The 12897-nt window shown below is 29.8% G+C and carries 9 protein-coding genes; all 9 read right to left on the reverse strand.

All coding sequences use genetic code 11. The features are described 5' to 3' along the window. Nucleotides 1-2 precede the first annotated feature (2 nt). Nucleotides 3-1994 carry a DUF349 domain-containing protein gene (locus tag AAC008_RS06100; RefSeq protein ID WP_339888071.1) on the reverse strand — a complete coding sequence of 664 codons (1992 nt, stop codon included), beginning with the start codon at nt 1992-1994 and terminating at the stop codon, nt 3-5. Nucleotides 1995-2134: 140 nt separating this feature from the next. Further along, nucleotides 2135-2893 (reverse strand): shikimate dehydrogenase, encoded by a 759-nt coding sequence (locus AAC008_RS06105; protein WP_339888072.1) that lies wholly within the window; start codon nt 2891-2893, stop codon nt 2135-2137. 10 nt (nt 2894-2903) lie between these two features. Continuing rightward, on the reverse strand, nt 2904-3872 hold the full coding sequence (locus tag AAC008_RS06110; RefSeq protein WP_339888074.1) for a DUF368 domain-containing protein: 969 nt from the start codon (nt 3870-3872) through the stop codon (nt 2904-2906). A 41-nt stretch (nt 3873-3913) separates the two neighbouring features. Further along, the gene (locus tag AAC008_RS06115; protein WP_339888075.1) at nt 3914-5311 is read right to left on the reverse strand and encodes a tetratricopeptide repeat protein; all 1398 of its coding nucleotides are present in this window, start codon (nt 5309-5311) and stop codon (nt 3914-3916) included. A gap of 168 nt (nt 5312-5479) precedes the next feature. Further along, entirely contained in the window at nt 5480-6664 is a 1185-nt protein-coding gene (locus tag AAC008_RS06120; protein WP_339888076.1) for an aspartate aminotransferase family protein, read from the reverse strand. Nucleotides 6665-6717: 53 nt separating this feature from the next. Then, nucleotides 6718-8376: an OstA-like protein gene (locus AAC008_RS06125; RefSeq protein WP_339888078.1), complete on the reverse strand. Its 1659-nt coding sequence runs from the start codon at nt 8374-8376 to the stop codon at nt 6718-6720. Nucleotides 8377-8557: 181 nt separating this feature from the next. Continuing rightward, a complete protein-coding gene (locus AAC008_RS06130) occupies nt 8558-9829 on the reverse strand; it encodes an adenylosuccinate synthase (RefSeq protein WP_339888080.1) in 1272 nt (423 codons plus the stop codon). A gap of 37 nt (nt 9830-9866) precedes the next feature. Further along, nucleotides 9867-10307 carry a transcriptional repressor gene (locus AAC008_RS06135; protein ID WP_339888081.1) on the reverse strand — a complete coding sequence of 147 codons (441 nt, stop codon included), beginning with the start codon at nt 10305-10307 and terminating at the stop codon, nt 9867-9869. 94 nt (nt 10308-10401) lie between these two features. Beyond that, the gene (locus AAC008_RS06140) at nt 10402-12624 is read right to left on the reverse strand and encodes a RelA/SpoT family protein (protein ID WP_339888082.1); all 2223 of its coding nucleotides are present in this window, start codon (nt 12622-12624) and stop codon (nt 10402-10404) included. Nucleotides 12625-12897 lie beyond the last annotated feature (273 nt).

Consider the following 12897-nt stretch of genomic DNA (forward strand, 5'->3'; position numbering starts at 1 on the left):
TTTTATAATTGATTTAACCTTGAAAGTTTTTCTTTCCAGATTTTTAAATCTTCTTTATGCTTATCGATGTTTTTGTGAACCTCTTTAATAAATGGATTTTCTCCTTTTTTTGAGCTTGAAGTAATAAATTGAATGTTATTCTCTAATTGTAAAATTTCACTTTGGACTTCGTCAATTCTTTTGCGAAGAAAGTAAGATTCTTTTTCTAATGCTCTGTTGTCATCATTTTCGGCTAAATGCTCTAAACGATTATCAAACTTCATTAATTCTGTATCTTTTTTAGATAAACTTAATTTTTCAAAAAGTGCATCTAAAATTTTATTGAATTTTCCTTCAATATGTCTTTTGTTGAAAGGAACTCTTCCAAAAGATTTCCATTTTTCAATATTTGCTTTTATAGCATCTAAATCTTTTTTATGTTCACCAACTAATTCAAACGATTTAATTTCATCTAAAAAGTTTTTCTTATTTTCATAAGATTCAATTTCTTCTTTATTTTCTTCGTTTTGAACTTTGTGTAATCTATCAAAATAAGCATTACAAGCCGATTTAAAGTCTTTCCATACAGAATCAGAATGCTTTCTTGGTACATGACCAATTTTCTTCCATTCATCCTGAATTTGCTTCATTATTGGAGTAGTTACTTTAAAGTCTTCACTATCTTTTAGTGATTTTGCTTTTTCAACTAAAGCCAATTTTTTATTCAAATTATCTTGTTGGTCATGCTTAATCTCTTTGTAAAAAGCATTTTTGTTTTTATTGAATTCACGAACAGCCGTTTTAAATTTTGCCCAAGTTTCTTCATTTAATTCTGAAGGAACTTTTCCGGCTTTGAAAAAAGTTTCGCGTAAAGCTTCCATTTTTTTCATTTGGTTTTGCCAACCTTTGTGACCGCTAATTGCTTCAGTAGACAAAGCATTAATGCTTTCAATGATTTTTTGTTTAGCTTCAAAATGTTCCAATTCACGTACATGAGCGTTAGCATTTAATGCTTCACGTTTGTCATGCATTTGTTTAGTAATCTCACTAAATTCATTCCAAACAATTTCTCTATGTTCTCTGTCAACTGGACCAACTTCTTCTTTCCAAACTCTATGTAATTGTTGCAATTCTCTAAAAGCTTTCATTACATCTGGTTCAGCTAATAAATCTTTAGCACGAACAATTAATTGTTGTTTTTGTTCTAAATTATTTTTAAAATCTTGGTCACGAGCTTCCTTGTCTAAATGAATTAAATCATAAAAACGCTCCACATGAAAATGATAGTTATTCCAAAGGATATTATATTTATCTCTAGGGATAGAACCAGCATTGTTCCAGCGTTCTCTAATTTCGTTCATTTTTTTGAACATATCACCAATAGAGTCGTCAGTAGATTCAATAAGATTTTTTAAATCATCAATGATTGTATTTCTAACCTCAAAGTTGTTTTTAAGATTACTTTGTAATTGGTTATAATGTTTTGATTTTTTTGCACGATAATCGTCAAAAATATCATCAAATTTATTTTTTATTGTAGAGTGATATTCAAAACCTTCCGTATTTCCCTCGTTTTGCTCACTATATTGTTCACGTTTCTCTTCCAATAAATCATGAAAATGAGACATAAATGCTTTTCTAATTTCTTCAACATGGTCTTTTATAGCCATTACTTTTTCATTAGAAACTAATTTTTCTAATTCTTCAGTAAGAGCTTCCATTGACATTGAATCGTAATCCAATACTGGAATTTCATGTCTGTCTTTTATGGTGTCATCTTCGCTTTCTTCTGCATTTGAATTATCAATTTCGTCCATTGCAGCATTTGAAGTAGTGTTTTCAGCAACAACTTCTTTGGTTACTTCTTCGGTTACTTCTTCTGCAATAGGTTCAGCTTTATCTTTTACTTCAAGAATTTCTTCAACAACAGGTTGAATTTCAGTAGTTTCATGTGATAATTCTTGCTTGTTTTCTCCATCTGCGTTTTGCAGGTTATCATTCTTTTCTTCTAACATGATTCATGTATAAGTTACTATTATGCTTCGAAGATACTAACTCACAAGGAAATTTCAAAAGAAAAAGCTAAAGATTGAAGATTAAAGATTTACCACTAGATATTTAGGCGTTATTTTTTAATTTTAAAATAGCGATAAAATTATTTTTTATTCCAAATTTTCCATGATTTTTCAGCTTGAAAAACCAACATTTCATATCCGTTTTTTGTTATAGCTCCCTGTTCTTTTGCTTTTTTTAAAAACATTGATTCTTCTGGATTGTATACCAAATCAAAAGCGATGTGTTTTTTTGTAAATAAGCTGTAATCAAGTTTTGGGCAATCTTCAATATTTGGAAATGTTCCAACTGGAGTTGTATTTATAATTATAGAATATTCTTCAAATAAAGAGGCATTAATTTCGTCATAAGCGATTTGAAATTCGTCTGGATTTCTTGAAACAAAATCATATTCAATATTTAGTTTTTTTAGCGCATATGCAATTCCTTTGCTTGCTCCACCAGTTCCTAAAATTAATGCTTTTGTATGATGTGATTCTAATAAAGGTTTTAGTGCTTTTTTAAAGCCATAAAAATCGGTATTGTAGCCAATTAATTCTTTTTGTTTGTTGATAACTATCGTGTTAACTGATCCGATTTTTTTAGCATTTTTGGATAAAGAATCTAAATATGGAATAATTTCTTCTTTGTAGGGAATAGTTACATTTAAGCCTTTTAATCCTTTGTTTTTAGCGAAAATTTCAGGAAATTCTTTAATAGAAGATAAGTCAAAATTCAAATATTCACAGTTATCAAAATGATAGGCTGCAAATTTTTCAGTAAAGTGTTTTTTAGAAAAAGAATAGCTTATGTCTTTGCCGATTAAACCATACTTTTTTTGTTTTTTTACTTTCTTTTTCATCTTTAAATCATTAATTTTTCCCTAATCGAGCAGCGATTTTTTCCATTCCATAAATTACAAGAAATCCAAAAATAGCTAAAAGTATTGAAGTTAAAACTTGTGCATCACCATTAAAATCTTGTGGCAAAATACTTTTTTCTAAAAAAGGAACTGTTTCTCCGTGACTGTTTATGCGTGTTTCTAGAACTTCTTTCCAAGGCCATACTTTGTTTAAAGAGCCAATCATAAATCCAATTAACAAAGCTAAAGTAGTGTTTTTATGGCGTTCAAACATCCAATGTAGAATTTTTGAAAAAGACTTTAGACCGATGATTGCACCAATAGCAAAGACTCCAAGTTTCATCATTGCAGTTGATAGTAATTCCATATTCATCTGAGTTAAACCTTCTCTAAATTGATTAATGGTTCCAATTACGGTTTCATATGAACCCATTAATAACAAAATGAAAGCTCCAGAGATTCCGGGTAAAATCATGGCAATTATAGCAATAAATCCGGAAAGGAAAAGATAAGGATAACTATCTGGACTACTTACTGGTCTTGCAATTGTAATGTAATATGTCAAAACAACTCCAACGATTAAAGCAATAATTGAAACTATTTCCCATTTGGTTATTTGTTTCCAAATGAGTAAAATACTAGCAATAATTAATCCGAAGAAAAAGGACCAAACCATAATAGGTTTAGAAGCTAGTAAATGGGTTATTATCTTAGAAAAAGTTAAAACACTTATAGCAATTCCGATAAGTAGAGAAAGCAAAAAGGAAGCATTGGCTTGTTTCCAAGCTGCTTTTAAACCTTCTTTTTTTAGTGTTTTTAAAAGTGAAAGATTAATTCCGTTTATACTATCAATCAATTCTTGATAAATACCAGAAATAAATGCAATTGTACCACCAGAAACACCAGGAACAACATCTGCTGCACCCATAGCAATTCCTTTTAGTGAAATGATTAAGTAATCGGGAAATAATTTTCTCATTGTATGAAATAATTGAAAAAAGCTAAAATCAAAGGTATAAACTAATTTCTAAATTTAATGATTTGATTTTGAATTGATTTTTTATTCCAAATTGCAGGAAAATGATTTTCTAAAATACTGTGATTTTTATAATTACTTTGTAATGCATTTACTAAATGAAATTTTCCTTTTTTAGTCTGATTTAGAATATAATATAAACCAGCTAAACGATATTCTATTTCATAATGATCTGGGTGTTTTTCTACTCCTTGTAAAAGTGCTTCAATAGCAATTTGATAGTCACCAACATATTGTAATGAATCTGCCCAATAGATATAAGTGTCTAAATCAGTATCACCTAATTCAAAGGCTCTTCTGTAACCATATTCAGCTTCTTCATAAGATTTTAAAGCTCTATTTATTGACGCAAAACGTTTCCAGTACAACTTATTATCACCTTCAATTCCGATTGCTTTATTTACATAATACAATGCTTTCTTATAGTCAAATTGTCTAATGTAGAAGTCTGTGATAGCAATCCAAGCTTTATCTAATAATGGATCTTCGTGTACCGTTTTTGAATAAAATTTTAAAGCTTCTTTGTTGTTGCCTAATTTTTCATAACATTTGGCAACACGTAAGAGTACAAATGAAGTTACATCATCTAATTCCATAGTGATTTTGTAACAATCAATAGCTTCTTGGTATTTTTTTAATTTTTCTAGAGCTTTTGCTTTTTCTAAATAAGCACCTAAAAAGGAATCATCAATTAATGTTGCGTATTCAAAAGCCCAAACTGCTTTTTCGAAGTCTTTTAATGCGTAATATTGGCGTCCTAATTGATGCCAAGCTACTTCGCTATATGGATTTTTGTTTATAAATTGATCTAAATATAAAACAGCTTCTTGGTTTTGATCTAAGAAATCAAAACAATAAACTACATTATAAAGCGATGAATAATCTTCAGTATCTTCATTTAAACATTTGATGAAATTTTCTTTGGCTAATTCTAAATTATCCATAAAAAGATATTCCATTCCAATCATAGAATATACATCTGCAAAATCATCAGTATATTTTAGAGCAGTTTTTAAAGATTCAATAGCTTTTTCGTGCTCATCTTTTTTAGAAAAAATATTCGCTTTTTGAATATAAATTTCTTCGTTTGTAGGTTCAATAGCATATAAATCATTCAGTAATCTATCTGCTAATTCAATTTTATCATCAAAAATTAATATTTCTACTTGAACTAACTTTAATCCAGTAGATTTCGGATGTTGCTCTAAGGCAAGTTTTAGTGCTTTTTTGGCAAGGTTTAACCTTCCTGTATCCATGTAATGAAGAATGATTTCTTCAAACTCTTCGGAATCAAAAAATAAAACTTTGTTAGTTTTAAGCATTGATTCAAATTTGGATAAGGATAAGCCTTGGTTGTTTTCTTCTTCGTGACTCAAATTCATAGCTTTTGGTTTTGAAAATTTATCCTATCTAAAATTAACTAAATTAAAGGCTAATCTAATTTTTAGCTTTTATTGTTTTAAACAATTTAATTAACAATTTCAATAGTTAAATCGCTAAAAGTTAGGTAATAAAGGTTTTCCGTTTTTTGGTTTTCCAATAGTTCTCTTTTATTCAGCGTCAATTTCTTTAAGAACTTCAAGAATAATGCCACAACCTTCTTCAATTTCTTCGTTTGAAATTGTAAGTGGTGGAGTGATACGTATAGCACAACCTTCGAACAATAACCAAAATAAAATTAAACCTTTGTCTTGACAGCGAAGTATGACTTTGTCTGTTATTTCAGGACTTTTTGTCATGGCAGCCAACATTAACCCTTTTCCACGAATTTCGGTAATCAAAGGATGAACCAATAATTTTCGAATTAACTGTTCTTTTTCTAAGGCTTGTTGCATTAAATTGGTTTCGGTTAATTCTTGTAAAGTAGCTAAACAAGCTGCGGCAATAACAGGATGACCACCAAAAGTTGTAATATGTCCTAATTTTGGATTATGGCTTAATAAATCCATCATTTTTTCTGAAGCTGTGAAAGCACCAACAGGCATTCCACTTCCCATTCCTTTTCCCATAACAACTACATCTGGTATGACATCATAGTTTTGGAATCCGAATAATTTTCCTGTACGACCAAAACCTGGTTGGATTTCGTCTAAAATCATGATTGCTCCAACTTCATCACATCGTTGACGTACTTTTTTAAGAAAATCGTTATGAGGTTGAATAAATCCAGCACCACCTTGAATAGTTTCAAGTAGTATACCAGCAGTTTTTGTGGTAATCTTTTCTAAATCAGCTTCATTGTTAAATGTAATGAAATCTACATCAGGAATTAAAGGTCTGAATATTTGTTTGCGTTCTTCAAAGCCCATGACACTCATGCTTCCCATAGTGTTTCCATGATAAGCGTTATGACATGAGATTAATTGACTTCTTCCAGTAACTCTTCGGGCTAATTTTAAAGCACCTTCAATAGCTTCTGTTCCAGAATTTACTAAATAGGTTTTCGTTAATGGATAAGGTAAGTTTTTGGCTAATAATTTACACAATTCAACAGCTGGTGATTGTGCATATTCACCATAAACCATAACGTGTGAATATTTATCCAATTGATTTTTTACAGCATCATTAACGCGTTTGTTTTGATGTCCAAGTGTGTTTGCTGAAACTCCAGCTACAAAATCAAGAAATTTGTTTCCTTTTGTGTCATAAATATAAGAACCTTTAGCATAAGAAATTTCCATTGCTAATGGGTGAGGAGTTGTTTGTGCTTGGTATTTTAGGAAATCAGATAACATTTTATAGTTATGAATTATGAGTTATGAGTTTTACATATTAACTCATAACTGATTTATTTTTTCTTTTTTGGCTTGTTTTTATCGTAATCAAGAGTTTCTTTTAGAACATCCATTGGAACTTCTTCAATTAATTCTTTAGCTTTAGTTTCTGATTGAATTTTTTCATCTAAATCGAGTTCTTCTTGTGGAAAAATATCATCTTTTGATTTTATTTCTTCATCACCACGCCAGAGAAAACCTCTTAGCTTCCTGGCGTTTAATGGAAATTCTTCTTCTGGATATATATAACCGTCAGTTTTATTAAAAAATGTTATAGTCTCGATTTTATTCTCTACTAATTCTAAATTTATTCTGCTACAAACGCTTTTATTGATGCCAACTAATTCGTCTTCTTCATTATATAAATAAGATATAGCTTCACAATTTTTAACGATATCTACTTCATAAAGTTTATTTTCTCTAAATTTCCCATACAAATTTTGTCCTTTTACTTGATTGTAGCCATTTTCGCTTAAAGTATCTTTTTGAATCAAAAAAGCATTATTTAATACTTTTAAAGAATCCACTTTTTCTGATTCGTTATTGCCAATAATGTGCATAATATCACCAGTCATTTGGCTTTTGTTGCTCCATAAAATTGGTTTTCCAATCATTTTAGTTAAAGCATTTTTATTACTTGAATGAAGAGAATCACATTTACCACTCATGTCTAAATTAAAGAATCTTACATTGTTATAAGCTCTAATAATTCGATTTTCTGGTGGACCAGTTACTAAAATTCGTTTTCCATGCATGTACATAGAATCGTTTTCGGTTTTGGTAATAATCAATGCTTTTTTAGTAATAAACATTGAGTCGTTTTTGGTTAACGTATTTCTATAAACTTCAGCATAGTGTCCTTTGGCAACTAGATTATTGACTGTATCCGTAATTTTTACATTATTAACTAATTTAGAAAAGTTTTTCTTTCTATCATAGAAAATATCATCACCTTCAATTCGTCTGCTGTTGTAGAGAATATGAGAGTTTTTCTTTAATTTTCCAATGTCGTTTGTAGTGTCATAAAAACCATTTTCTGTATAGATATAATCGGTTTTACTTGTTATCGTTGATGGTCCATAAACATAAGCGTGTCCCGAATTATCGTAATAATCCAAATGATTTGTCTTGATTGTGCTTCTTGGGTTTACAACTGTTACAGCAGTTTTAAAGGAGTATTTTTTCTCATTCAAATGATATTTTCCTGATTTGCTTTTTAAGACATTGTCTTTATTAGTAATTGTACCGTAACTATTGTAAAAAGCTTCTTGGGATTTTCTGTCAAAATAAACAGTATCTGTAACTAAATTTGAATCAGGAGAACGCATATTTACGTCACCTGTGGCATATGCAAATTCTTTATCACCATTATATTCTGCATAACGACTGTTCATAAAAATAGTGTCACCTTGCACTAATTGTACATTTCCAAATGCTTTTACATAATTTTCTGCTGTAAAATGATAGGCTTTATTACAGCTTATTTTCACTCCATTGTGAAGTACACGAACATTCCCTGTAAAGACAATTGCTCCAGGAATTTCGTTTTGATTTTTATCAATAAAGTCAGAATACTCAATAATAATTTTACCTGAATTATTAGTCTCATTCTGTGCAAAAAGCGGATTACTTGTCAGAATAAAAAGTAAAAATATGTATATGTAATTTTTCAATGCTATTTATTTTGCGTCAAATTTAATTAAAAAGTACAAAAGCTAATTTCAATTAAGAAAGTTTTATAATTAAAATGTTTATTTAAGACACTAAAACTTTTCTAAAACGACAAAGATTTCACAAATTTTCACAGATTAATTTGTGAAAATTTGTGAAATCTGTGTAAAAAAAATAAATTAATTATTTTGTAATCGTTTGTTTTCTATCTGGTCCAACCGAAATAACTTTTATAGGCACTTCAACCTCTTTTTCAATGAATTCGATGTATTCTTTTAATTCTTTAGGTAATTCATCATAAGTTGTCATTTTTGTTAAATCTGCTTGCCAACCTTTTATTTCAGTATAAACTGGTTCTACGTTTTCTGGTTCGATGTTGTAAGGTAAATGACTAATTTCTTTTCCTTTATATGTATAAGCTGTACACACTTTTAAAGTATCAAAACCTGATAATACATCACCTTTCATCATGTATAATTCGGTTACACCATTTACTTGAACAGCGTATTTAAGAGCAACTAAATCTAACCAACCACATCTTCTTGCTCTTCCTGTTACAGAACCAAATTCGTTTCCGATTTTAGCCATTGCAGTTCCAACTTCGTCGAATAATTCTGTTGGAAATGGTCCACTTCCTACACGAGTTGTGTAAGCTTTGAAGATTCCGAATACTTGTTTTACTCTGTTTGGAGCAATTCCTAAACCAGTACAAGCACCTGCAGCAGTTGTATTAGAAGATGTAACGAATGGATAAGTTCCAAAATCAACATCTAATAACGAGCCTTGAGCTCCTTCTGCTAGAATTGTTTTTCCTTCTTTTAATGATTTGTTTAAATATTCTTCCGAATCAATAAAAGTCAATTTTTTTAGTTCTTCAATAGATGCGAAAAATTCATCTTCCATTTCTTGAAGGTTGTATTGTAAATCGACATCATAGAAAGCAATCATTGATTCATGTTTGTCAGCTAAAGCTCTATAACGCAATTTGAAGTCTTCTAATTCAATATCACCGACGCGAATTCCGTTTCTACCTGTTTTGTCCATGTAAGTTGGTCCAATTCCTTTTAGAGTAGAACCAATTTTAGCTTTACCTTTTGAAGCTTCAGAAGCTGCATCAAGTAATCTATGTGTTGGTAAAATAAGGTGTGCTTTTCTTGAAATTAATAATTTTGAAGTAATATCTAAATTGAATTTAGCTAGACCTTCAATTTCTTTATGAAAAACTACTGGGTCAATTACAACACCGTTTCCTATTATGTTTTTTGCGTTTTTATGAAAAATTCCAGAAGGAATAGTTCTTAAAACATGTTTTATTCCGTCAAATTCTAAAGTATGACCAGCATTTGGTCCACCTTGAAAACGAGCAATAATATCATATTTTGAAGTAAGTACATCAACGATTTTTCCTTTTCCTTCGTCACCCCATTGTAATCCTAGTAATAAATCTACGGTCATCTTTGTAATGTTTGTTGTAAGTTGTTTGTGTATGTAGTTAGTTTTCTTTTTTTGTTGCGTAAAAATACAATGAATGAGTTTGGATATTAATTCCAAAAATTTCTTCCATGGTTTCTTTAATTTGTTGAATTCTCGGATCACAAAATTCGATAACTTCACCAGAATCTGTCATAATGATATGGTCGTGTTGTTTGTCGAAATATGATTTTTCATAATGGGCTTGATTTTGTCCAAATTGATGACGTCTAACCAATCCACATTCTAATAATAATTCTATTGTGTTATAAAGTGTTGCTCTACTTACACGATAGTTTTTATTTTTCATTTTGATATAAAGTGATTCAATATCAAAGTGTTCTTTAGATTCGTAAATTTCTTGAAGTATAGCAAAGCGTTCAGGAGTTTTGCGATGTGCTTTGTCTTCTAAATACTTAGTGAATACGTTTTTTACTACTTCTTGATTTGTGTTGTTTTCCATAGGGTTAACCATCAGATAATGGCAAAGATACTTTTATTTTTTTGATTTTGTTTTCTGTGTGAAATACGTTTTCCAAATTTATTAACAATCACGTTTAATTTTTGTAAATTCTTGTAATCTTTTCAATTCCATCTACCTTTTTGATGTTCTCAATTAATTTTTTTAGAATTGTATTGTTAGCAACAACTACAGTTATTTTTCCATTAAAAATTCCTGCCTCACTACTCAATGCAATATTTTGAATGTTTACATGCATTTGATTGGAAATCACTTTTGTTAACTCATTGGTTAATCCCATTGTGTCCATTCCTGTTATGTTAAGCATTGCTCTAAATTCTTCTTGACTAGAATCGATCCATTTAGCTTGCATAATTCTATACGCATAATTTGATTGCATACTTATGGCATTTGGACAATCTTTTTTATGCACTTTTATTCCTTCATTAATAGTAACAAATCCAAAAACGGCATCGCCAGGAATTGGATTGCAACAACTAGAAAGTTTATATTCTAATTTGTCTTGTTCAGTCCCAAAAACGAGCATATCGTATTTTTTGTTAAGCTCGTTTTCTTTAATTTTTTCTGGTTTAACACTTGGTGTTCGAGTAATTGTTTTTTTGAAAAAATTAACTAATGTATTGCTTTTTTGAGCTGCAAAATCTTTTAGTTTCTGATTTTCTATAGAACCTGTACCTATTTTATAAAATAAATCTAAACTAGTTTGCAATTTGAAATAGTTGACTAGTTCATTTATCGTAGCTTCATTTAACGTTATTTTTAAATGACGCAATTTTCGAGTTAAAATTTCTTTTCCGTCTTCGGCAATTCGTTTTGTACTTTCGTTTAAAACATTCCTGATTTTATTTTTTGCTCTCGAAGTTGTAACATAGTCAATCCATTGTGAAGAAGGTTTTTGATTTTCAGAAGTTATAATTTCAACTTGATCACCACTACTTAAGACATGATTTAAAGGAACTAATTTTCCGTTAACTCTTGTTCCTCTTGTTTTACAGCCAATTTCGGAGTGAATACTAAAAGCAAAATCCAAGGAAGTTGCTCCTTTTGGTAATGATTTTATATCCCCTTTTGGAGTAAAAATATAGATTTCTTTTGCATATAAGTTTAACTTAAATTCTTCTACAAAATCTACAGCATTTTTTGATGAATGATTTTCAATAGCTTCTTTTAATTGATTTAACCAGATTTCTAAACCATGTTCTTCACTACCAACACCTTTGTATTTATGGTGTGCAGCATAACCTTTTTCTGCAATTTCATCCATACGTTCACTACGAACTTGAATTTCTACCCAGCGGCCTTTTGGTCCCATTACTGTAATGTGAAGTGCTTCATATCCACTTGATTTTGGAGAAGAAATCCAATCACGTAAACGGCTTGGACTTGGGCGATAATGATCCGTAACTATTGAATATATTTTCCATGCTAGAAATTTTTCTTCTTGAGGGTTGGATTTATATATAATTCGTAATGCAAATTTATCATAGACTTCATCAAAGGTGACACCTTGCGTTTTCATTTTTCTACGAATCGAATAAATGGATTTTGGTCTTCCTTTTAAAGAAAACTCAATACCTTCTTTATGCATAGATTCGCTCAAAACATCAGAAATTGATTTAATATACTCATCTTGCTCTTCTTTTGTTTCCTTAATTTTACTGACAATTTCATTGAAAACTTCTGGTTCAGTATATTTTAATCCTAAATCTTCTAATTGTGTTTTAATGTTATATAAGCCTAAACGATGGGCAAGAGGTGCATAAATATATAGTGTTTCGGAAGCAATTTTGGCTTGTTTGTAATCGACCATGCTATCCATAGTTTGCATATTGTGCAATCTATCAGCAATTTTTATTAAGATTACACGAACATCTTCGTTTAGTGTAAGTAACATTTTACGAAAATTTTCAGCTTGCATAGAAGCACTTTGTTCTGTTTTTACTTGAGCAATTTTGGTTAACCCTTCGACTAATTGTGCGATTTTAGGATTAAACATTTTTTCAATGTCCTTAACAGTGATGTCTGTATCTTCAACAACATCATGCATAAGAGCAGCAGCAATAGAAGTTGCTCCCAATCCAATTTCTGAGGCAACAATTTTTGCAACAGCAATGGGATGGAAGATATAAGCTTCTCCAGATTTTCGTCTTTGGTCTTTATGGGCATCTACAGCTACATCGAATGCTTTTCGAATTAGTTTCTTGTCTTCGGCTGTAAGGGTTTGATAACTAATGCGTAAAAGCTCTTTGTATTCTTTCGCAATGGCTTTGTTTTCTACTTCAATATCAATTTCAATCATAAGGTTGCATTAGATACCTAAAGTTATAACAAAGTTATGGATTGGACAAATTAATTTTGGAGATTTTATAAGTCAAGAGTTTAAATTAAATGATTATCTCTTATGTACTTTAATAATAAAAACATCAAAACAAAATTAACAATTATTAAAATATAAATTAACAACCTTTTTTTAAGTGAAATTTCAGTTTCTTTAACTATAGAATAACTAATTTTTTTAAATTTTGCTTGTAAAATTAAAGCTATGATAAAGATTAATATCAAATAAAAATAA

Source organism: uncultured Flavobacterium sp., assembly GCF_963975515.1.
Lineage (GTDB): Bacteria > Bacteroidota > Bacteroidia > Flavobacteriales > Flavobacteriaceae > Flavobacterium.

Coding starts and splice junctions, on each gene's coding strand:
- AAC008_RS06135 (WP_339888081.1), bottom strand. CDS start 10,307: ATGGAAAACAACACAAATCAAGAAGTAGTAAAAAACGTATTCACTAAG.
- AAC008_RS06140 (WP_339888082.1), bottom strand. CDS start 12,624: ATGATTGAAATTGATATTGAAGTAGAAAACAAAGCCATTGCGAAAGAA.
- AAC008_RS06115 (WP_339888075.1), bottom strand. CDS start 5,311: ATGAATTTGAGTCACGAAGAAGAAAACAACCAAGGCTTATCCTTATCC.
- AAC008_RS06105 (WP_339888072.1), bottom strand. CDS start 2,893: ATGAAAAAGAAAGTAAAAAAACAAAAAAAGTATGGTTTAATCGGCAAA.
- AAC008_RS06130 (WP_339888080.1), bottom strand. CDS start 9,829: ATGACCGTAGATTTATTACTAGGATTACAATGGGGTGACGAAGGAAAA.
- AAC008_RS06110 (WP_339888074.1), bottom strand. CDS start 3,872: ATGAGAAAATTATTTCCCGATTACTTAATCATTTCACTAAAAGGAATT.
- AAC008_RS06120 (WP_339888076.1), bottom strand. CDS start 6,664: ATGTTATCTGATTTCCTAAAATACCAAGCACAAACAACTCCTCACCCA.
- AAC008_RS06100 (WP_339888071.1), bottom strand. CDS start 1,994: ATGTTAGAAGAAAAGAATGATAACCTGCAAAACGCAGATGGAGAAAAC.